The sequence below is a fragment of the Ktedonospora formicarum genome, assembly GCF_016587355.1.
Classification (GTDB): Bacteria; Chloroflexota; Ktedonobacteria; order Ktedonobacterales; family Ktedonobacteraceae; genus Ktedonobacter; species Ktedonobacter formicarum.
In genome coordinates this window covers 24853-43538 of sequence record NZ_BNJF01000012.1, presented here as the reverse complement: position 1 = coordinate 43538, position 18686 = coordinate 24853, and the positions used below count along the sequence as shown (strand labels likewise).

28 protein-coding genes are annotated in these 18686 nt (G+C 55.1%); 27 read left to right on the top strand and 1 reads right to left on the bottom strand.

The features are described 5' to 3' along the window. Positions 1–144: 144 nt before the first annotated feature. Positions 145–312 carry a MerR family transcriptional regulator gene (locus K3T82_RS50825; RefSeq protein WP_420799434.1) on the bottom strand — a complete coding sequence of 56 codons (168 nt, stop codon included), beginning with the start codon at positions 310–312 and terminating at the stop codon, positions 145–147. Positions 313–1201: 889 nt separating this feature from the next. Here K3T82_RS50825 and K3T82_RS46935 point away from each other — a divergent pair. The 27 genes from K3T82_RS46935 (at position 1202) to K3T82_RS46805 (ending at position 18523) form a co-directional block, all read left to right on the top strand. Then, positions 1202–1369, top strand: coding sequence for a hypothetical protein (locus K3T82_RS46935; protein ID WP_220200343.1), 168 nt, complete (start codon positions 1202–1204; stop codon positions 1367–1369). 132 nt (positions 1370–1501) lie between these two features. After that, positions 1502–1813 (top strand): hypothetical protein, encoded by a 312-nt coding sequence (locus K3T82_RS46930; RefSeq protein WP_220200342.1) that lies wholly within the window; start codon positions 1502–1504, stop codon positions 1811–1813. 158 nt (positions 1814–1971) lie between these two features. Then, entirely contained in the window at positions 1972–3216 is a 1245-nt protein-coding gene (locus K3T82_RS46925) for a hypothetical protein (protein ID WP_220200341.1), read from the top strand. 36 nt (positions 3217–3252) lie between these two features. Continuing rightward, a complete protein-coding gene (locus K3T82_RS46920; RefSeq protein WP_220200340.1) occupies positions 3253–3747 on the top strand; it encodes a hypothetical protein in 495 nt (164 codons plus the stop codon). A gap of 19 nt (positions 3748–3766) precedes the next feature. Beyond that, a complete protein-coding gene (locus K3T82_RS46915) occupies positions 3767–3910 on the top strand; it encodes a hypothetical protein (protein WP_220200339.1) in 144 nt (47 codons plus the stop codon). Between the two features lie 84 nt (positions 3911–3994). Continuing rightward, positions 3995–4609: a hypothetical protein gene (locus tag K3T82_RS46910; protein ID WP_220200338.1), complete on the top strand. Its 615-nt coding sequence runs from the start codon at positions 3995–3997 to the stop codon at positions 4607–4609. A 391-nt stretch (positions 4610–5000) separates the two neighbouring features. Further along, on the top strand, positions 5001–5681 hold the full coding sequence (locus K3T82_RS46905; protein WP_220200337.1) for a cysteine peptidase family C39 domain-containing protein: 681 nt from the start codon (positions 5001–5003) through the stop codon (positions 5679–5681). Then, the gene (locus K3T82_RS46900; RefSeq protein WP_220200336.1) at positions 5678–6310 is read left to right on the top strand and encodes a glucosaminidase domain-containing protein; all 633 of its coding nucleotides are present in this window, start codon (positions 5678–5680) and stop codon (positions 6308–6310) included. Before K3T82_RS46905 ends, K3T82_RS46900 begins: the two co-directional genes overlap by 4 nt. After that, positions 6307–6570, top strand: a complete 264-nt coding sequence (locus K3T82_RS46895; protein WP_220200335.1) for a hypothetical protein — start codon at positions 6307–6309, stop codon at positions 6568–6570. The genes K3T82_RS46900 and K3T82_RS46895 overlap by 4 nt, the downstream gene beginning before the upstream one ends. Further along, positions 6567–6890 (top strand): hypothetical protein, encoded by a 324-nt coding sequence (locus K3T82_RS46890; protein WP_220200334.1) that lies wholly within the window; start codon positions 6567–6569, stop codon positions 6888–6890. Before K3T82_RS46895 ends, K3T82_RS46890 begins: the two co-directional genes overlap by 4 nt. Next, positions 6887–7108 carry a hypothetical protein gene (locus tag K3T82_RS46885; RefSeq protein ID WP_220200333.1) on the top strand — a complete coding sequence of 74 codons (222 nt, stop codon included), beginning with the start codon at positions 6887–6889 and terminating at the stop codon, positions 7106–7108. Before K3T82_RS46890 ends, K3T82_RS46885 begins: the two co-directional genes overlap by 4 nt. Next, a complete protein-coding gene (locus tag K3T82_RS46880; RefSeq protein WP_220200332.1) occupies positions 7101–7562 on the top strand; it encodes a hypothetical protein in 462 nt (153 codons plus the stop codon). Before K3T82_RS46885 ends, K3T82_RS46880 begins: the two co-directional genes overlap by 8 nt. Further along, positions 7559–7783, top strand: a complete 225-nt coding sequence (locus K3T82_RS46875) for a hypothetical protein (protein ID WP_220200331.1) — start codon at positions 7559–7561, stop codon at positions 7781–7783. Before K3T82_RS46880 ends, K3T82_RS46875 begins: the two co-directional genes overlap by 4 nt. A gap of 44 nt (positions 7784–7827) precedes the next feature. Beyond that, the gene (locus K3T82_RS46870; protein WP_220200330.1) at positions 7828–8307 is read left to right on the top strand and encodes an NUDIX domain-containing protein; all 480 of its coding nucleotides are present in this window, start codon (positions 7828–7830) and stop codon (positions 8305–8307) included. Then, the gene (locus K3T82_RS46865; RefSeq protein ID WP_220200329.1) at positions 8304–8678 is read left to right on the top strand and encodes a hypothetical protein; all 375 of its coding nucleotides are present in this window, start codon (positions 8304–8306) and stop codon (positions 8676–8678) included. Before K3T82_RS46870 ends, K3T82_RS46865 begins: the two co-directional genes overlap by 4 nt. 6 nt (positions 8679–8684) lie before the next feature. Beyond that, positions 8685–9062, top strand: coding sequence for a hypothetical protein (locus K3T82_RS46860; protein WP_220200328.1), 378 nt, complete (start codon positions 8685–8687; stop codon positions 9060–9062). After that, on the top strand, positions 9050–9493 hold the full coding sequence (locus K3T82_RS46855; RefSeq protein ID WP_220200327.1) for a hypothetical protein: 444 nt from the start codon (positions 9050–9052) through the stop codon (positions 9491–9493). Before K3T82_RS46860 ends, K3T82_RS46855 begins: the two co-directional genes overlap by 13 nt. Next, positions 9490–10113 carry a hypothetical protein gene (locus K3T82_RS46850; protein WP_220200326.1) on the top strand — a complete coding sequence of 208 codons (624 nt, stop codon included), beginning with the start codon at positions 9490–9492 and terminating at the stop codon, positions 10111–10113. The genes K3T82_RS46855 and K3T82_RS46850 overlap by 4 nt, the downstream gene beginning before the upstream one ends. 5 nt (positions 10114–10118) lie before the next feature. Further along, entirely contained in the window at positions 10119–11417 is a 1299-nt protein-coding gene (locus tag K3T82_RS46845; protein WP_220200325.1) for a hypothetical protein, read from the top strand. Beyond that, positions 11410–11985, top strand: a complete 576-nt coding sequence (locus K3T82_RS46840; protein WP_220200324.1) for an ASCH domain-containing protein — start codon at positions 11410–11412, stop codon at positions 11983–11985. The genes K3T82_RS46845 and K3T82_RS46840 overlap by 8 nt, the downstream gene beginning before the upstream one ends. Then, positions 11982–12788, top strand: coding sequence for a DUF5131 family protein (locus K3T82_RS46835; protein WP_220200323.1), 807 nt, complete (start codon positions 11982–11984; stop codon positions 12786–12788). The genes K3T82_RS46840 and K3T82_RS46835 overlap by 4 nt, the downstream gene beginning before the upstream one ends. A 93-nt stretch (positions 12789–12881) precedes the next feature. Continuing rightward, positions 12882–13079, top strand: a complete 198-nt coding sequence (locus K3T82_RS46830) for a hypothetical protein (RefSeq protein WP_220200322.1) — start codon at positions 12882–12884, stop codon at positions 13077–13079. A 17-nt stretch (positions 13080–13096) separates the two neighbouring features. After that, entirely contained in the window at positions 13097–13411 is a 315-nt protein-coding gene (locus K3T82_RS46825; RefSeq protein WP_220200321.1) for a hypothetical protein, read from the top strand. 506 nt (positions 13412–13917) lie between these two features. Continuing rightward, the gene (locus K3T82_RS46820) at positions 13918–14391 is read left to right on the top strand and encodes a DUF488 family protein, N3 subclade (RefSeq protein WP_220200320.1); all 474 of its coding nucleotides are present in this window, start codon (positions 13918–13920) and stop codon (positions 14389–14391) included. A gap of 129 nt (positions 14392–14520) precedes the next feature. Then, entirely contained in the window at positions 14521–15174 is a 654-nt protein-coding gene (locus K3T82_RS46815; RefSeq protein ID WP_220200319.1) for a hypothetical protein, read from the top strand. Continuing rightward, positions 15171–17060 (top strand): ATP-binding protein, encoded by a 1890-nt coding sequence (locus K3T82_RS46810; protein ID WP_220200318.1) that lies wholly within the window; start codon positions 15171–15173, stop codon positions 17058–17060. Before K3T82_RS46815 ends, K3T82_RS46810 begins: the two co-directional genes overlap by 4 nt. A gap of 17 nt (positions 17061–17077) precedes the next feature. Beyond that, on the top strand, positions 17078–18523 hold the full coding sequence (locus K3T82_RS46805) for a hypothetical protein (RefSeq protein ID WP_220200317.1): 1446 nt from the start codon (positions 17078–17080) through the stop codon (positions 18521–18523). The last annotated feature ends 163 nt before the right edge of the window (positions 18524–18686 follow it).

Genomic DNA, 18686 nt, shown 5'->3' with positions numbered 1-18686 from the left:
ATAATTACCTGTTATTTACCTCTTAATATTCCCTTAGTGTTCCCTCAGATTGACCTTCTTTTAAGCGTTCAGCCCTAGTATCATTATTGGCAGAAGCCGCATGTGATTGTTGCACTGCTAGAACTTTGACAAGATAAATGCTTTTTATTGGAGACCCAGCACAGCTCTAATACGTTGAATATCAGCCTCACTATAGTAAAGGCGGCGCATATCATCAGGAAATCTTCGAGGCTGAATGTCTAACCTAGCGATAATTGTACGGATCTTGCTTACTGGAACTTTGAGTGCAGAAGCAACCTCATTTATTGTCATGAAACCATCACGAGACATATGTATTCTCCACAGAGCAAATTATTTATAATAGTATAACCCTTTTTTTAATTGATTGAAATATCAGTAGGTTAAAAGTATTAATCCTCTGGCAAACATATTATACATGATAATGCAAAGATTTCAAACTAATTGCTAAACCATTGACAACAAGGAATTAATATGTTAAAAACCAATTGCAACAAGATTGAAACTAGTTTTAAATTAGTTTAAAAATGGTTGCGAACATGTTGGATTGGAGTTTCTGGCTTGATGTGAGAGTCATTAGGCCAGGACCAAATTGTAGTGGGTATCTGTAGTAAGGAATATGGAGTGCGAGAATTGTAGAGTAGATCTTGTAGCGCAGGAATTTTGAAGTTTTGAGTGGCTGTGGCTTGAGAGAGAGCATGCTCTAGTTTGGCGACCGGACACGCTCCCCCTCTTGCTTTACCAAGCGTCTGTTACAACACCCAGCGTTTCAGTATATCATCTTTGCGGCAAATGCAGCAAAGATAGTGCTGAACGCCGGGGGCAAGTCTCATCTGGAGGATTTGACTCATGGCGTCATGGATGATTCCCCTCGTTATCGCTTTACTGGCAATATGCGCCCATCAGCGCGCCCACTCTCTGCGTCATGCGAGGCTCGCCTTTGCGGCCTCCTCTTACCCATCTTCGTGTGCCTACCGTTCTCACCTGTCAGGTCCCTGTACGAGCTGCCGGTATTTCCAGTGCTCGTACTGCGGGGCATGCCATAACCCTCAATGTTCGCAGTATCAGTCGCCGTGTTAGCCAGATTCTGCCTCCTTTTGTCTCTTGATGTTGGTTTATAGGTTCTGTCGTAGCGCGATCGACTGTAATGTGGTTTGCACATGCTTATCCCGAAAGGATGGCTATGAGCGAGCAAGAGCAGAACGAGCAGCAGGCTGAGGAGCGCCCCCTGACGCATAACGAAGCTCTGGGGATTCGCACCATTAACGATGTGTTCGCATTCATTTGGGATGCCATAAAAAGCACTCCCGACCCTCAGCAGATAGACACAACTCGTAGTGCGGATGAGTAGCCCTGGTTTGTAGGTCAGCGATAGTAGTACAACCTCTGTAGAAGCCAGTTTTGTAGTGATGACCGGGCCGCGGGTAGGATGGCTGCCTGCGGCGTTCCCTCCCCTCAAAATGCTTAAAGGATAATGCAATTTATGGCAGATCAGCAGACAACAGCTCAGAACACCAGTGCTCGCATCAGCGAAAAAGACTGGAACGATATGTGTGACCAACGCGATAACCTGGATAAAGTCATCGAGGATGCATTGGGACGCAAAAGCGTGCGCATGGCGAACATCTTTATTACTGATCGCGCCCATCTCTCCGCCTCGCTCAAGAAGGCCCACAACATGCGCGAGCGCGACAAATTGGCCTCGTACCGCAAGCGCCTGGACGAACTCAAAATCGAAGTTGGGGCCACTGATTCTGGCTCAGGTGAAACTGCATCGGAAGAGGGCGTCGCCTAACGGCAAGCACCCACATCATTCTCACTTGGCAAGCGAAGTCTTCCGTACATCCGACGAAGCTTTGTGAAGTCAAGTGAGAATACCGCACGGGTTTAGCCATCTTTGTAGCGCGTAGATGATTTTTATTAACCCTTATGACCGTATGAAAGGCTAACTGAATGTCAAACACCACTCCTTTTGACTCCAATCAGAGTGGGTTCACGCCGCCCGATCCAAATATGCCTGGAAATATGTCTGGGCCAGCGGCGAGTGGATCGCCGGCGACGCCAAAAACGCCGCCGACACAGGGGCCTACAGGAGCGCAAGCCACCCCTGACCTGGAGGCCGATGCTGAGGAGCAGGAGAAAAAGCCTGGCTTCTTGAGCGGGCTGCTGGGGAACCTGGTGGCTGAATGGCAGCAAGATCGCGCGATGAAGCGCGAATTGAAGCGAGCGAAGGTGACCGCGCAACAGGCGCTAGAGCAGGATCTCACCAAGGATACTGGGGAGACAAGCGATCCCGAGCAATCCGAGGAACTGCTCCAGCAGGAGCGCAATAAGCGCATCCGCATGATTTCGGAATTCACTGACGTTAAGGAAACCTTTGATCACAAGATCAAGCGCTGGATCTCCAGCATTGCCTGCGCGGTGATTCCCTGGCTCCTCGTCATTTTTCTCACGAGCGACGTCGGCGAGTATTTCGCTGGCAAGCCCTTTGACATGAAAGATTGGAAAATTGTCGGCATCTACGGGATGACGGCACTGCTGGAGGTTGCGGTAGCGGTCGTCACGAATGCATGGGGAAACACTGTCCATGATGCTAACGCTACCGATCAGGCTGCTGATAAAAGCAAGATGCGTGACCGGGCGAAGTCGCAGGCGCTGGCCTGGGGGATTCTGAGCGCTGTCTCTGGTTTCGCGCTCTTTATGTTCCTTATGCAGCAAAATGCGGACAATCTGGCGATTGCTAACCACACGTTGACGGTTGACCAGCTCGCCGAGGGTGCCCATGCGGTGGTCGATTATAGCATGAGCGCGACTATGATCAATGTCGTCTTGCGTGTGATTGGTACGCTTGCCATCGATCCGGCGTGTGTCTTTGCAGTTCATCAAACGACGAAAAATCTGGATCAATTTCTTAAGCAGCAGGCCCAGGTCACGCTTGCCATCACGCAGATTTCGGACGCATTTGACAAACAGCAGGAGGCTGCGGCGCGCGCCGAGATGCGGCAAAAGGAGAACGAGCGCTTCTTGGAACTCAAGTCCAAGATGGATACTGTCAATGCCGAGATGATGGGCAAGATGGGGACCAAGATGTTGGAGATGTCGGACCAGATGTTTGATCGTATGCAGCTTCCGCCAGGTCGTATTGTCGACGCGGATGATGATGACGATGGTCGCAATGTTCGCCGGCTTCGCCGCTAGTCGGTCGCGCAGTGAATCTTAGAAGGAGGTAGCGCTATGAAGGTCTGGACTCGCGATAATACGCTTGATCTCTTCCGCCGACAGCTGTATGCATTGCAGTCGACAGTAGTCGCGGCACGAAGCAGATATGTCTACGAGGTCCAGATCAAAGGCAAGCTGTATACGGCAGTCATCGAGGGATATACGCGTGAGTACTGGGAGCATCGGGTCGATTTGCATCCATTGGCGGAGCAGGTTGATCTCGTGATCTGCTACCGACATGACAGCATTGTGAGCAAGCGCGTGCTGGAACTCAGCTCTCCCTCTGGGCGCGAGTACGACGCGTTTACCCCTCCAAGTTGGTTTGATTTTGAGCAACGGGGTGGTCGAGCATGGGCGCAGGTCTTCACCGGAGCCCTCCTCGCCGGACATGGCGAGGCGTACCAGATCCTGGAGCAGATTCGTGAGGAGTCTCCCGCGGCCTATTACCGCTACCTGCGACGGAAAGCGCAGCTCGCGGCACATAAGCAAGGCCACCCTGTCGCCGTGTAGCAGGAAGGATAGCAATCGTATGACCACACGTACTCCATATCGTCGCACCTATCGTCGGCGACCACCAGTTGATGGGATGCAGTTTCTTGGGTTCGCAGCCATCGTTTTTGGTGTGGGTATGCTGGCCTGGATCATTCTACACTATGCAATGCATGTGCTCTAGATACATCGCGTGTTGTGTTTCCGTTCAGAAAGGAGTCTCCCCACACCTTCTGGGGAGACTCAGAAAGGGCCTCTAGGGATCCCAATGATGAATCAACTTCTTACTCTCAACCCCCTCGTCGCCGGAGGCGTGGCGATTCTGCTTCTGCTTCTCTCACCATTCGTGTTCAAGAGTGTTAGCCCGCGGAGTTTCCTCCTGGTTGGCCTTGGTATTGTGCTTGTGGTCCTCGTGGTCTGGCAGTGGCCTTTCCTGGCACACCTCATGGGCACGTCCAGAACAGCTCATGCGCAGCCAGAAACGATAATACATACGCCTGTCAGTAAGACAGGACAGGACACGCCCGCGCAGCACCTCCCCACCACGCTTGCTGTCCGCCAGCAGCATCAGCAGGAGGCTCCTCTCGCCTCTCAGCCCGCTCCCGCGTCCCCCGTTGCCGAAACCACACAGGCAGGGATTGCGTGGCAGGCGCAGCTTGGAGTCGGAGCAGTCGTTAGTATCTCGGGCCTGGTCTTGAGCCTCATCGTCCGCTTTGGTCGCCGCAAAGGGACTGGTGCATGCGGAGCCTGTCAGAAGATGACGCACGTGCGCGAGTATCGCTACAACCATGGACGATCTCGTGTCGCTGGCAAGTTGTGTACGGCCTGCGCGAAGAAGTTTCAAGCGCAACCTGCCTCCGTTGTGGGCCGCCAGGCATCCTAGCGGCAAAAGGAGGTCTCGTCCATGAGCTTGTTTGGAAGCAAGCAGCGCCAGGGAGACAAGTGCGAGAGTACGGGTCTTTTTAACTGCGGCGGTCGCAATCATGCAGTTCATACCTGCTGCAAATGTGGCGCGAAGTTATGCGGAAAGTGTGCCAAAGTGGATCGGCTTGGAAGTCGTCAGACGTATTGTTCCCACTGTTTCATCCAGTATTGCATGTAGCTCTTGTAGGTGAGAACCCTGGTGTCCGGTCTGTTGAGAGCACAGGAAAGCGCGATCCCTGCCACCAAAGCCTCGGAAACTTGACAAGCAGGAAAGCGCGCCATCTGCCGCAGAGGTCTGCGTGTGTATCTACCTAGTATAACACACAGACCTCGCGCTGGGGAGGTCTTTTGTGAAAAAAATCATGCTTTACGCGGTTTTGCTCCTTCTCGTGCTTGGCGCTATTGGTACCTATAATCTGAGCCAGGCCAAGCCGTCATCCTCGTCCGCCAGAGCCGCGGGCAACGGCTCATCAAAATCATTGACCACGAAGCAGATGCCAACGACGCACCAGGTGTCGCGCGTGATTGAGCGCATCGATCAGCTCGCTCGTGCGCAGTATGCGTCCCAGCAAGAATATGACACCTGGGCGTACTCGGCCTGCTCAACGGCAGCCATGACCGAAGTCATCAACGCCTTCAATGCTGCCAGGGGCAGTGAGCAGCGCTATCGTATCACGGATATCCTCGCCCAAGAGGTTGCGGTCCATGCCATTACGCCAGAACTGGGCCTGCTCGAACCGGCTGGCATCGACCGGACGGTCGCGAAATTCCACCTGAAGACTACCTGGTTACACACCTCCGTCGCTGGCCTGGTGGAGGTCGCGAACAAAGGGCTCCCGGTGATTGTAGGATTCCCTCCTGAGACATTAGCGGGTGGACATCTCCTCGTCGTTACTGGTGGCGATGCGCAGCAAGTCCAGCTTATCGATTCATCCAGTCGGAATTGGTATTCCCTCAGTACTGCCGCTTTTACAAACTACTGGCGCGGCTTTGCGGTCGTCCTCACCCCCGCAGAAGGAGGCCAGCAATGAGCAATACATTCCGCTACTGCCTCATTGGGATCCTGATTGTTGTTGCCTGGCTGGTCGTCGCAAGTGGCGCGCTGACTTTTGCTCGCCCGGTTCCCACGACAAGCGCTCAGGGATCTCAACGCCATGATGAGCCTGCCAATCAATCTCGGCAGCACAGCATTGTGGGTGATCCACAGCTAACGGTTCTGCAGCTGAACGCGATCCTGGCGGCGTATGGGTCTCCACTTGCGGGTCAGGGGCAACTGGTCTATGACCTCGGGCGCAAATATACGATCTCCTCTGACTACGCGCTGGCGATCTGGCTCCATGAAAGTGCCCTTGGCAAGAGCCCACTTGCTCAGGAGACGCTTAATCCTGGCAATATTCGCTGTATGGAGGGGCTTGCCTGCGATCAGGGGTTTGCTCGCATGGGGTCCTGGGCAGAGGGAATGGAGCGTTGGTATCGCTTGATTCGGTATGGCTATGTGGAGGGCCGGGTCACCCAGGGGATTGTCGGCCATAACTGCACCACCATCGAGCAGATTATCCAGGTGTATGCTCCCAAAGCAGATAGCAATGATCCTGATGGCTATATCCAGATTGTGATTCGGACGGTGGAGACCTGGCGCAGCGGAAAGGTGGTGGCATGATGACCCTCCTTCCCACCAGTACCATGCAGGAGCTCCAGCAGGTCCAGCTCCTGATGAGCACCGCAACCGGGTCGGCGAGCCAGCAGGTCCGTGCCGTTACCCTTTCGGATGTCGCCTCACTCATCCAGGCCATGCAAGAGCGCTATGGCATTGAGGCATCGCTGGAGGAGATTATCCAGGCGCAGGTGGGATTGCAGCTCCAAGCCCAGATGCAGGCGCGCCGAGCGCGTAGGGCTCTACGGGAAGAAGGTGTTGCATGAACTGCACTGCCATCCTCTGCCAGCTCTTGTTGCTATGGGCGCTCTTTTCGCTACTGCTCATTGCTGCGCTGTTGGTCGTGCTTTTCTCTCTGGTGAGGCAGCTGCCTCGCCGGAGGGGATGGATCTGGAGGTGCTATTATCGCCTCCGCTGGTCGGTCGTGCCAGCCCTGAGCCGGACTCATACCACACGAGACTGGCGTGCCGACGAGCGAGAGACTCGCGTGGACCTGGCGGCCGTTGCCCTGGCTGAGTATGAGCGCCAGCGATCTCTCGCGCCGCCGATTGAGGCCAGCACACCTAGAGAGGCCATGCTTAAATGATAAATTCCACATCTAGAAATTTTCGCATTATTCTGGCGCAATTGACGCGATACAAACGCATTCTCAAGCGTGCCCGTCGAGGCGCACGCAGGAGCCATACCCTTCGGGGCAAAACACGGGTGGACTGGCAGCTCCAGCGCCTGGATCGGCGGATCCACCTGCTCTTACGACGACTGCATCAGGCTGAGCGGTTCGAGAAAGGGGAGTGGCATGGATAGAAAGCTCTATCCGCGAAACTGGCCCGAGATCCGCGCAGCCGTGATCGAGCGAGCACATAGTTCTTGCGAAATATGTAGGGTGACGGATGGCACCCTCGCGACCAGTCGGCACACCGGTCGCCGCTACATCCTCTACCTGCATGCCGCGCATCTTGGGGATTCTCCCCGAGATCGCCGCCTGAGCAATCTTCGCGCTCTCTGCCCATCTTGCCATATGCGCATGGACCGGCAGGCGGAAGCGCAGACACGTAAAACATCCCGTCGGCGAGGATATCGCCTCACGACCACGGATCGCCTGATCAAGGCTATGGGGGTTGCTGGTCTCCAGATCCAGGAGACCGAGAGAGGGTATGCCTGGCAGGTTGACGATCTTGCCGGCCATGCCACCTCGGCGATCAATGCCGTCGCTGACGCCATCTATCACTTACGCCAACACCAAGGAGATCAGTCATGAAACAGTCAGTTGTATCTGGATCTGTACAGGATCTGATGCGCAAACTCTCGCAGCTGCATGCCCAGCTCCAGGGACTCCCTTCTGCGTCATCGCTGGATGAGGCAACCAACGATGATGAGGAAGCCCGCCAGGAAGCGCAGCAACGGCAGCAGTTTACCCGCCGTTTCGCCCAGGAGGTCGTCGGCGATCTGCAACAGTATCTCAGTCAGCCAGGACGTTGACAGCAGATGGGCAGCCGAGAGGTTGCCCAGAAAGGATCAAATGGATGCAGAAACCAACCCCAGCACAGGTCATATTGACCGCAGACATGGTGCTTTTGCGCCCCGGAGAGCAAGGTTGTGAGATTCTTCTCATTCAGCGCGGCCGACCCCCATTTGCCGGGATGTACGCGCTTCCCGGCGGGAAAGTGAACGAGGGAGAATCCGTTGACGAGGCCGCGTCTCGCGAGCTTGCGGAGGAAACAGGGATCACAGGAATCTCATTGGAACAGATCCATGTGTTTAGCACGCCAAGTCGTGATCCGCGGGGGCGCTATGTGAGCGTGAGTTATCTTGGCCTGATCAGCCGAGAGCGCTCCGAAGAGATGACGCAGGCAGGAGATGACGCTGCGGCTGCAACCTGGCATGCCGTTCAGCATTTGCCGCCCCTGGCATTTGATCATCAGCAGATCATTGCCCATGTCCTCGAACAGTTTCCGTTGCGGCACGCCGCCGACCTGCAAGATCTTGTGAGGTGGTGGCAATGATCTGGATCAAGAATGTGCTACGCACGGCCTGGGAGCGCAGTCAATATCCTCGTTTGGAGCGAGAGGCTCGCGCTGAACTCGAACAGTTTTTTCAGAACGAGCATCGGGACCAACTAGAGCAGGGTAGCGTTGTGCCAAAGGCTCGTCGCGCCGCTGAAGCTTGCCGTCAGGGACTTGCCCATGACAGGCTTGGCCCATCCTTGCCCCGTGTGCAGCAGCAGGCACGTCTGGCGGCCCAGGATTACGCCCATACGCTGCGCTATGGGACTCCGCGGCAGCGCGAAGTCCTTCAGGTGGTTGGGATGCAACGCATTGAGGAGATCTTCAAGCGCGAGTTTCGCGCCATCTTGCCAAGGAAAGGGAGGGGGTAGACTACCATGCTTCGCTTTTTCACACGCTTCCAGCTTTGGAAGCAGCGTCGGCAAGCACGACAAAGAGAAAAAATCTGGCAAAAGCTACTGGAGCAGACCGAGCAGGCATTGACCAAAGAATTGGAGCATGGAGTAACGGAGTACGCCTACAAAGTTGCATTAGTTCTGTTGCCGCTCTTCCCACCTGGTTGTGCTGCTCAGTCACAGTGGCAGCAGACGAGCGAGTTTCGCGAGAAGGCAAGCCGGGAAGAGCAAGAATTTGCAGATCATTTTCCACAAGTCATAGAGCGGCTTGGGACGAAAAAGGTTCAAGCACTCTTCCAGGCCGCATTTATCTATGCCCTGATCGAGGAGAGAGAAGGAGGGAAGTCATGCTATCGCTGATAAGGCGCTTCCTGGTATGGAAACAGCGACAACACCAGCAGCGAACAGAGGAACTACGCCCTCTGATTGAGAGAATGATTCAAGATGAACAGCGCGCTACCCAGCAAGCGATTAAACGCTCCAAACGAACATTTGAGATACAGCTTCAACAGGTGCGCAAGAAGCAGACACATACCAGTGTGGCGTTGCATGCCCAGATCGCTGCAGCCGCCTATCTCTTTTCTCTGGCTCGACGATCAAAGCGGGTCGCAGTGTCGCATCAGTCCAGTATGCGTCAGCGTCTGAAGGTGGCTGAGCAGGCAGCGCGAACGTATGTTGCCTCGAAGAGTTATCAGCAGCTTGAGGAGCGCCCGACATGGAGCGAAGTGCATGCGAGTTTTCGTGAGGCATTTCTCTTCAGCGTGGTGGAGAAAAGAGGGGCGCGATCATGACCAGAAGTACACGTCGCCGATGGGCCATTGCCGTTGTGGCCTTCTGGTGCTTTGTTCAGTTACCCGGTATTGTCTGGCTTCCAGGGGTACAGCCTGATGCCGCAGCCCTTCCCGAGCGGCTCCTGGCAACGATTGTCTCCTGGGGCTTGGGTATCTGCTGGTTGCTTTTCAACCATTTCAAGCCGGGTTTCATGGATTACCTTGCTGCTCTGGATGTGCAGACGACGCCTCGGCTCTTTGATGTGATACTCTTCCACGTCACCACGCTGTTCTGCATCTTGGCGGCTGACTCCCTGTTGCTCCTGGTGGCTGAGCAGGTAGGGACACCGTGGATAACGCGCATGGTCGTCTTGACGATCCTTGCCATAGCTCTGACAGGATCCTGGGTCACGATCATTCTCTCCCCTTCCTTATTAGAGCAGCAGCCGAGCGATTTCCTGTTGAATGTCTGTATTGGTGGAGTTTGCACCCTTATGGCCTGGATTGTGGTCCCGGCAGGCTATAGTGCTCTGGTGACAATGATCGTCCTCATCTGGATTGCGATCTTGCCCTGGTGCCCCTGGGTACCTCGCGTCCGGGCGCGAAAAAAATCCGCTCTCACGACTCGGAAAGGACAATAACGACGATGTTGCGCCAAGAGATACGCACCTGGGAAGAAACCATCCTTAGCCAGGACATGTATGACTATGTTTGGGAATTGCGCGATAGTAGTGATATGCTCCGGCGACTCGAATTTCAACCGGATGGTCTCCTTATCGATGGGTTGCCCTATAGCATCGAGGTGTCGAGCGAGGAGCCAGACTCAATCCGTTTTGTCGGTCACCCAGGAGTCATCGCTTGCACCCCTCACGCGCTCTGGAGGGCATTTGGTGGGGAGCAGGTCCAACCCCAACCTTTCGACGCTGGTCAGTTGATCGCTGAGAATATGCTGCTTTGGGATCGCTTACGGCACTGGCGCTCCCTGTTTCAAACAATCCAAACACAACTTCGTGAGCCCCTGGAGCAGTCGCTCTACCAACTCTCGCTTCCTCGCCCACGGCTGGATCCATTTACTGAAGAACTTTTGGGTCGGTGTGACGCGAATGTTGCACCTGCTCAGGTGCGCGCAATCGCTGCCCTGTTGCGCTGTGAGACGGCTATTGTTGTGCAGTGGTTACGAGAGCGAGGGAAGCAGATCGCCTGGCTGGCTCCCGTGCAAGCCACTGACAGTATGCCCATCGATGCAATTCATAAGCTTGCTGAAGGAGGCATGCCAGGAGAGGGCCCTGCGCTTCCAGATGGAGGAAGGTCGCAGCCGGAACCGGAACGCCAGGCAAACCAGGCGCAGCCAGTGGAAGAGCAGAAGACATCCCGTGAGGAGCCCCAGCAGGAATCTGCGACGCTAGAAACCGCTTCGCATCCTACGCGGACCGAGGCTCGACGAGGTAAGCCACGGAAGGCACGCAGCATCAAGAAGGTGGGGTTCATTGAGAGCGCTCCGGAACGTGTCGAATCAGAGCCGGAGCACCCGTTTCTATGGACGAAAGACCGTTTGCGAGAGTTAGACGAGGCATTCTATGCCCTCAACTCAGACGTGCGCCAGGATGTTGGCGCGGCTGCATGTCAGATCGCCGACCAGCATCAGTGGTCGCCTAACACAGTTGAGGAGAAAATTCGTGACCTGCGCCTTGATCAGCCAGGGCGTCTCTTGCGCAGAGGTTCCTTTGTCTGGACCGTCAATGTAGGCGGAGCGCGCCAGACCTGGGCGCTCGATTATCCCTATGGCCAATTCCCATTGGCTTCTGGTGATTCCTTCCGCTATCAGGACCAGGTCTATCTCCTCTTGCATGCCTGGAGCAATCAATTATTGGTGCAACCAGAGGCTCAGGAGAGCGCATCTCTTGATGTCCACTCAGCTCACGAGGAGGAATTGCGCCATGACTAATCCTCTGCTCCAGCAGAGAGGAGGGGAAAGGGAGCCGGTGCCAACCATGCTCCTCTCCTCGATCCTCCAGCGCGATACCCTCAAAGCCCTGACGCTGACCGAGCCATGGTGCAGCCTGATGCGCTATGGAGCCAAGGGGGTCGAGACACGCTCCTGGACCACGCAGTACCGTGGCCCGGTTGCGTTGCACGCAGCGAAGACCTTACCCAAGCAGCTCGATGCCATTTGCGAGTTGCCAGCATTCGCCAAGGTGCTCAAGGAGCATGGGCACTACCGAGAGAAGACCATGTTCCCATGGAAATTGTTTCCTGTCGGCAAGGTGCTTGCCATTGGCATGCTGGAGGAGATTGTACGCACTGAACAGATTGTCGCCAATCTCGATGCATCTGAGGTCGCCTTTGGGGATTATACTTCAGGTCGCTACGCCTGGCGTTTCAGCGCGATCTATCCCTTGAAGACCCCGATCCCTGTGCAGGGGGCGCTCTGGCTCTGGAACTGGACCCCTCCCGCGCCATTCTGGGATGAGATCCAGCAGCAGATGAGCAGCCAGCTGGAGGTGACGCGATGAGCGGTAAGTCAGCGATTGAATGGACAGACGCGAGCTGGAACCCAACCACTGGCTGTACCCGCGTGACGCGTGGGTGCGACCACTGCTATGCCTTCGCGCTCCATGATCAGCGGCATGCGGCTTACCTGAAATATCGAGGGGTGTATGAGACAACAGGCAAGCCCATGCCCAAACAGTACGCGCAGCCCTTCTCGCGTATTCAGCTCTTGCCAGAGCGTCTGCAATGGCCGCTGCGGCAGAAGAAACCCATGCGCGTCTTTGTCAATTCGATGAGCGACCTGTTTCATAGCCAGATCCCCGACGACTACATTCGCCAAGTCTTCGAGGCAATGCGTGCGGCCGACTGGCATGTGTTCCAGATCTTGACCAAGCGCCCCGGGCGTCTGCGTAAGCTTGCCCCGTCACTCGATTGGCCGAGCAATGTCTGGCTAGGTGTAAGCGTTGAGAATGACCAGGTTGTTCGACGTGCCGATGCTTTACGAGTGGTGCCTGCCACAGTACGCTTCTTATCCTGTGAGCCCCTCCTGGGGCCGCTGCCCTCTCTCAATCTTGAGGGAATCCACTGGGTGATCACTGGCGGCGAGAGTGGGCCTGGCGCGCGACCCTGCCAACCAGACTGGGTGCGCGATCTCCGCGACCGCTGCCAGGAGCGTGAGATTGCCTTTTTCCATAAGCAGTGGGGTGGGAGAACGGCAAAGAGCGGAGGTCGTGAACTGGATGGGCAAACCTGGAATCAGTTTCCCATGGCCTTCACGCATTGGCAGCAGCACCATGGCCATCTTGCCACGGCAAAAAGGAGGTAGACGCACCATGATGATCCCGTTCTGGCAGGTGATCTACACGTTGGATGCGTGGCACGATGGCGAACTCGTTGTCATAGGGGTGATTCTGCTCGCGTGGTTGTGCATCGGGTGCTTGGTGTCTGGTCTGTGCCGGTCCTGCTATCCATTATGCGTGAGCTTTGTGTGCGTGTGGGTCGCGATGGCAGGCGTGATCATCATGGTGACAATGCAATCCTAGCACGAGAAGAGCCGTCAGGCTGTGTGCCAGAGGAGGATGCGCAGCCTGACCAACCATCACATTTCTTTTCATAAGAAGGAGAACCCAAGTTATGCGACGACGACAGTACCCTAATCCCAACCAGCATTTTGAGCGCCACATGGAGCGTGCCGCTGAGCGCTATATTGATGGGCTGGAACATGCTGGCCTACAGCCCAACGACATATTGACCAAAGCGATGGCCGAACGGGCCGCGCAGGCCGCGAAAGATGACTATATCCGCGAGGCAACAGAGACGCGCGATCATAATATCGGCGTGATTTTAGATCAGCATAAACAGCGTATGAACATGATCAAGCGCCGAGGGGCCAGTTGGCGGCTCAAGGTCTGCCCTCTGGTCGCCATCATCTTTGGGGCACTGGCCTGATATCAGTTCCACCTGGGACAAAGCGCCGCCGGAGTGGTCTATGCCTGTATGGCGCTAGCGTTCCTGGCGATGCTGGTCCTGGGAGCGATCTTCGACCGGCCGACCGCTTGACAGCAAACGCGTTTATGCCAATGCCCCTCAGTGGCACAGCGCTTCAGGGAGCCAATGGAGGTTGGCTCCCCATCTGAGCAGGCTCTTTCTTAGGAGTAACCTTGGGATCCTGCGATCTTGCCTCTTACCAGACGCAAGTGTGCAGGATCTCTTCTAGCTCCCCTGCGCAAAAGGGAACAGGAAACAGGTAGATGAGACAACAAACAACGCGAGAGAAACAGAGTATCCCAGGTATTTGTTTTCAGAGCACTTGCGAGCGATGCGGAAAACAGGGCACGGTGTATCAGATCAAACGCTGGTTGCGCACGCGCTGGCTCTGTGTGTATTGTGCGGAGACTGCTCGCCGATGATGCTCTTCTCCCGGCAAGCAGAGCGAAAGTGAGGTTTCAAACGAGATGATCCGTGAACTGAGTATCTATGCTTTACGAGCACTTTCCCCAGAAGAACGTATCTCCTATGGGTATCGCGTCCTGGTGATGCGACGTTGGTCACGGGGGATCAGCTGGCGAGAAATCGATGCCTGGCTTCCAGAGGCCGGACCAACGCTCCAGTTGTTACAGACCTGGCAGCAGGCAGGGATCAGCTGGCATGACTTTGAGTGTGTCTATCTTTTTGAGCAAGAGCTCCTCTCATCATGCACGCTCCGATTGCCACATGCTGCGCGCCAGGAATACCAGGGTTGCGCAACGGATCTTTTGCTCGATCTGGAGCAGCGTCATGGAGTGGTGACACTGCTCTGCCATGAAGCTGAGGGTCCCTGTCATCGCTTCACACTGAAAGAGCGGTTAGAGCACCTGCAACGAACGCTCATACCTCAGGAAGGCGAGGATGCAAAGTATAGCGAAGATGGCGGATTGGAGCGTGCTTGACCCTAGTACTATCTCGTCTATTCTTAAGCTCTTTTTATCATGCATTGCTTTTTCTACAGGCGGGTGTTATAATAAATTCAGGAAGTAGATTTTTTCATTTTCTCTTCTCAGGCGGGAAGGAGACAGGGCATGACATGTAATCTTGCGGTCGCGATCACAAAAGCGGCACTCATAGATGAGCGACTCAAAGCACTCCTTGATCAGCATCTTGATCAGGTGACTTTGTTGCTGGCGCGCTATCTCCAGCGTCGGCATCCACAGCTTGCGATTGATAGCAATCAGGCCAGGATAGGGAAGCTCACCCTTGGCGAGGGTCTGGTGGTCGAACTTGCTCAGGGCACAGTGTCGATCACTGGCGTATCAACCTCGCGTACTGCCCAATATATGGAAGATTTGAGCCAGGAGGCCAGTACCTTTCTTACCCTGGTGGCAGACCAGCTTTTCACACAAGAGGTTGAGGGAGTACTGAGACAGGTAGGGAGACTCACCGCGAAACAAACCTCTGATGTTGAGGATGCGGGTGGAGCCCAGCGAGCGACCATCTATTCGCTCCAGATCGCGAACCTCAAAGTACGTGTCTTTGTACTCCCCCAGGGCAAACTCCAGATTTTTGTCGATACTGGTACCTTCAACCAGGCCAAGACGGCAACGCTCGTTATCCTCAGAGATTTGCAGGCACAGGGCCTGGAGGTTCAGTTGACGAGCGAGGTTGAGCAGCATCGTGACGACGTGGATCACGTTCATGTTCGCCAGGCGCATCAACGGGGAGGAGGTCCGGTATGACTCCACGAAAAACAGCAGATCCAGCCCAGGACGTTTCAAACAGCCTTGAGCATGGAGCGCCGAGCTGGTTTGACGAGTATAAAGAATCCTATATCGCCGGGGCTGCGCATGGATTTGTGCTCTATGGCGACATTTATGGGTTTACTTCAGGGGGGGTTAGCCAACGCGGCTACCTTGAAAAAGCGCTGGCGGAGAAGCGTGAGGTGGTTGTACGCTTTGACCGATCACGCGGCTATTCCTTCGTGCTTGAGAGCATGCGTACGAAAGCGGGGAAGCTCGTTGCCCCACAGCAGCAACGTGAGCAGCTTTCAAAAGATGGGCGGGCGATGCTGGACGAGATTGATTCGTTCTTTGGTGAGGAAGGCGTGGAGTGGGGCGAGGGCAATAGCGATGATCCCTTTCGTGGGCAGCCTCAACCAGTCGAAGCACTTCGACTCCTTGAAGCGCTTCTGCGCTCTCCCAAGGCAAAGGGCAAAGTCGCGGTCATCCTCGACTTTGCCGAACTGCTTTGCCCTAACGTCGGCGATAAGTCCATGATGAGCCCGTCAGATCGCGACATCCTTGGTATCTTAATGGGTTGGGGGCAGGATGTGAATCTAGGGAAGTGCAACAATCCGATCTTCCTCCTGGTTGCGAAATTGCCGGAGCTGCATGCAGATCTGCGCTCCAGTGGCTCCGGGTACAAAGTCATCGATGTGCCTCTGCCCACACGGGAGGAGCGCGAGGATTACATCACACGCTATCTTGCCAAGCGTGAGGAGCGGAAAAAGCCGATTGAGCTTCTGGATCTGACGACACCGGAGCTGGCAAATCTGACGGCTGGTCTTAATCTGCGTAATGTAGAAGATATCCTCCTGCTCGCCTATCGCAGTGGAGGTGTCAGTCGTGCGCTTGTCAAGAGCCGTAAAGATGCCATTATCACCAGTGAGTATAGCGAGATCGCCGAGATGATCGAGCCATTAGAGGGCGGATTTGATGCCCTTGGGGGCATGGATCACCTGACTTCCTGGGCGCAGACCGAACTGATTGCTCCGCTGGCGCAGGGGCAGAGTCTTGATGTGCCCAAGGGAGTGCTGCTTGTTGGCCCGCCTGGAACAGGGAAGACCTACTTTGTGCGGGCGTTGGCGAAGGAGGTTGGCTTCAATGCGGTCATGCTGCGCAGCGAGAATATTCTCTCGAAGTGGTTGGGCGAATCAGAGGCCAAGCTGAAAAAGTTCTTCGCGTTCGCACGAGCCCTGACACCTTGCCTGGTCTTCTTCGATGAGCTGGACCAATCGGATATGTCGAGCCGCGGCAATAGTTCTGGCAATCCCGCTGGGAGTAACCTGTTTAACCAGATGCTCCAGTTCATGAGTGATGAGACGCTACGAGGTCGGATGGTTGCCTTTTTCGCCTCGAATCGGCCTGATTTGATCGATAGTGCTCTCCTGCGTTTCGGCCGTATGGATGCCATCATTCCTGTCCTTCTTCCAGATGAAGGCGCACGTGCAGGTATTGCCAGAGCACAAGCCAAAGGGCAGGCGATGGATATTGACGAGGAGGCGGTTGCGCACCTTGCTGCCAGGACCATCAATTATAGCGCAGCCGACATCGCTGCGGTCGTTGCCAAAGCCAAGAAATTGGCTCGCCGCGCTGCTCGCGACCAGATTGACGTTGTCGATGTGCGAGCGGCGCTCAGTTATATTCGTCCGGCGACGCCACAGATTGCGCGCAAATATACGCTTCTTGCCATCGACGCTTGCAATGATGCCGAGTTATTACCACCAGAGTATGCGAACGAACTGGCAGATCGTAACGCGCTGAAGAATAAGATCCGCCAGGCTGAAGCCGAAAGCGTGGGGCAAAAGCCGGATGAGCGTGAGGATCGCGAAGATCGCAGCTGGTAAATGAAAAAATCCAGAACATGAAATTTTCACAGACTGGCTCCAGGGGAAGCGTGATGAAGAAGACAAGCGAGATCCAGGATCGTGAGCAGACGCCGCAGCCAGCGGTGGAGGACGTTCAGCCAACCAAGGCACAGATTATAGCTGCCATTCTCGATGAACCTGACATGGAGTCGGTGGATTGGGCCGCACTCATGGGCGAGGGGGTGGTGGTGCGCGTTCATATCCGACGAGTACGCTTCCGCAAGCGACTCACCTTTGCCGATCTGGGATTGCACTTCCCGACAGAAGAGATCAGCCACAAAATGCATGAGATGTTTCGCCTGGGGATGAAGAATCTCTTGCCGCGCAATTATTTGGACCGCATTGAGCAGATCGAGTACCGTGCTCGCAAACTCGTCACCGCGCGCTCCTATGAGACCATCTGGGGGCCATTTATCCCTGTTACTGCCTATATTCCCTGGCGCGAAGAGATGCGCCAACTTGAGCTCGATTATTACCAGGTACGTGATGATTTACTGCGCGATTATCCTGCAATCCGTAAGCAGATTCTGACTGACTATGTGCTAGCCGCACGGCAGTCGTATCGTATATTGCACCAACTCCATCCAGATGCTCTGACTGAGCGGGAGCGGCTGCGCGAGATATTTTATCTTGCTGGCGTGCGCCATAAGATCCGTCAGATGCTTCCCTCGGCCGAGGACATTATGAACACCTTTGAGTTTACCGTCAGCCCAACCTATATTGATCTCCCACTCCTGGCCGGAGCGGAGATGGAGGCAATGCCAGGGGCGGAAGCACCACTGGATAAAGTGACGATTGAAGGCATCACGCCGCAGGAGCAGCGGGAGCTACGCTGGTTGCAAGCAGGAACCAAAGAGCGACAGCGCATGATGCGTGAAATGAATGAGGATGTGGTACGGCGCGCCCGCGAACAGAAAGAACAACAGATTGACCTCTTCTTTACCACCATCATCAGCCAATTGCGTGGGCTGCTCTATGATGCTACGACCAATGTCTTAGCCTCATTGAAAACGCGTGAGCGCCTTCAGCCGCGTGCTGTCGTCCAGCTCAAGAATCTGGTGGAGCATCTCCAGCAGCTCAACTTTTATGGAGATCGCGATGTGGAGATTGCTATGCGCCTCATCAAAGACCTGGTGGATCGGCCGCGGGAAAAACGTGACCTTGCGTTGATTGACCAACGCCTGCGCCAGATTGCCACCGTGATGCGCAGCACCTTGCTGGCACTTGAAGATGAGTCACGGGAAGAGCGAGAGGACGACGAAAAACGAGGTATCGCGGGCGTGTCTCGTAAACCCTCACGCACTGAGGTTCGTGAGGCTCGTCTGGAGCTTGGTTTTTCCATTCCTTCCTGGGAGGAAGAACGCGAAGAACGTCAGGAAGAGGATGCGCCGCTGCTTTCTCTTCCGGTCGCAGAGGAACGCGAAGAGCGTTCCTGGCCATAAGCCGTCACCACAAAAGGAGCATTCACCTCTCCCTGCTCCGATCGTGCTTATTGAACTTTTCGCACTCAATGTCTTCCCCGTGGTAGGGGTGGAGTGAAGGTTGCTGTCACCAGGGGCGGGGTATCGGGCGTAAAATGTATAAACAGAGAGGAAGAACAAAATA

Bases quoted from the DNA above. Each gene is read 5' to 3' on its own strand.
- K3T82_RS46845 (WP_220200325.1), top strand. From the start codon at position 10,119: ATGTTGCGCCAAGAGATACGCACCTGGGAAGAAACCATCCTTAGCCAG.
- K3T82_RS46930 (WP_220200342.1), top strand. From the start codon at position 1,502: ATGGCAGATCAGCAGACAACAGCTCAGAACACCAGTGCTCGCATCAGC.
- K3T82_RS46805 (WP_220200317.1), top strand. From the start codon at position 17,078: ATGAAATTTTCACAGACTGGCTCCAGGGGAAGCGTGATGAAGAAGACA.
- K3T82_RS46910 (WP_220200338.1), top strand. From the start codon at position 3,995: ATGATGAATCAACTTCTTACTCTCAACCCCCTCGTCGCCGGAGGCGTG.
- K3T82_RS46855 (WP_220200327.1), top strand. From the start codon at position 9,050: ATGCTATCGCTGATAAGGCGCTTCCTGGTATGGAAACAGCGACAACAC.
- K3T82_RS46835 (WP_220200323.1), top strand. From the start codon at position 11,982: ATGAGCGGTAAGTCAGCGATTGAATGGACAGACGCGAGCTGGAACCCA.
- K3T82_RS46810 (WP_220200318.1), top strand. From the start codon at position 15,171: ATGACTCCACGAAAAACAGCAGATCCAGCCCAGGACGTTTCAAACAGC.
- K3T82_RS46925 (WP_220200341.1), top strand. From the start codon at position 1,972: ATGTCAAACACCACTCCTTTTGACTCCAATCAGAGTGGGTTCACGCCG.
- K3T82_RS46815 (WP_220200319.1), top strand. From the start codon at position 14,521: ATGACATGTAATCTTGCGGTCGCGATCACAAAAGCGGCACTCATAGAT.
- K3T82_RS46915 (WP_220200339.1), top strand. From the start codon at position 3,767: ATGACCACACGTACTCCATATCGTCGCACCTATCGTCGGCGACCACCA.
- K3T82_RS46895 (WP_220200335.1), top strand. From the start codon at position 6,307: ATGATGACCCTCCTTCCCACCAGTACCATGCAGGAGCTCCAGCAGGTC.
- K3T82_RS46840 (WP_220200324.1), top strand. From the start codon at position 11,410: ATGACTAATCCTCTGCTCCAGCAGAGAGGAGGGGAAAGGGAGCCGGTG.
- K3T82_RS46875 (WP_220200331.1), top strand. From the start codon at position 7,559: ATGAAACAGTCAGTTGTATCTGGATCTGTACAGGATCTGATGCGCAAA.
- K3T82_RS46870 (WP_220200330.1), top strand. From the start codon at position 7,828: ATGCAGAAACCAACCCCAGCACAGGTCATATTGACCGCAGACATGGTG.
- K3T82_RS46865 (WP_220200329.1), top strand. From the start codon at position 8,304: ATGATCTGGATCAAGAATGTGCTACGCACGGCCTGGGAGCGCAGTCAA.
- K3T82_RS46820 (WP_220200320.1), top strand. From the start codon at position 13,918: ATGATCCGTGAACTGAGTATCTATGCTTTACGAGCACTTTCCCCAGAA.
- K3T82_RS50825 (WP_420799434.1), bottom strand. From the start codon at position 312: ATGACAATAAATGAGGTTGCTTCTGCACTCAAAGTTCCAGTAAGCAAG.
- K3T82_RS46890 (WP_220200334.1), top strand. From the start codon at position 6,567: ATGAACTGCACTGCCATCCTCTGCCAGCTCTTGTTGCTATGGGCGCTC.
- K3T82_RS46825 (WP_220200321.1), top strand. From the start codon at position 13,097: ATGCGACGACGACAGTACCCTAATCCCAACCAGCATTTTGAGCGCCAC.
- K3T82_RS46850 (WP_220200326.1), top strand. From the start codon at position 9,490: ATGACCAGAAGTACACGTCGCCGATGGGCCATTGCCGTTGTGGCCTTC.
- K3T82_RS46860 (WP_220200328.1), top strand. From the start codon at position 8,685: ATGCTTCGCTTTTTCACACGCTTCCAGCTTTGGAAGCAGCGTCGGCAA.
- K3T82_RS46920 (WP_220200340.1), top strand. From the start codon at position 3,253: ATGAAGGTCTGGACTCGCGATAATACGCTTGATCTCTTCCGCCGACAG.
- K3T82_RS46885 (WP_220200333.1), top strand. From the start codon at position 6,887: ATGATAAATTCCACATCTAGAAATTTTCGCATTATTCTGGCGCAATTG.
- K3T82_RS46880 (WP_220200332.1), top strand. From the start codon at position 7,101: ATGGATAGAAAGCTCTATCCGCGAAACTGGCCCGAGATCCGCGCAGCC.
- K3T82_RS46935 (WP_220200343.1), top strand. From the start codon at position 1,202: ATGAGCGAGCAAGAGCAGAACGAGCAGCAGGCTGAGGAGCGCCCCCTG.
- K3T82_RS46900 (WP_220200336.1), top strand. From the start codon at position 5,678: ATGAGCAATACATTCCGCTACTGCCTCATTGGGATCCTGATTGTTGTT.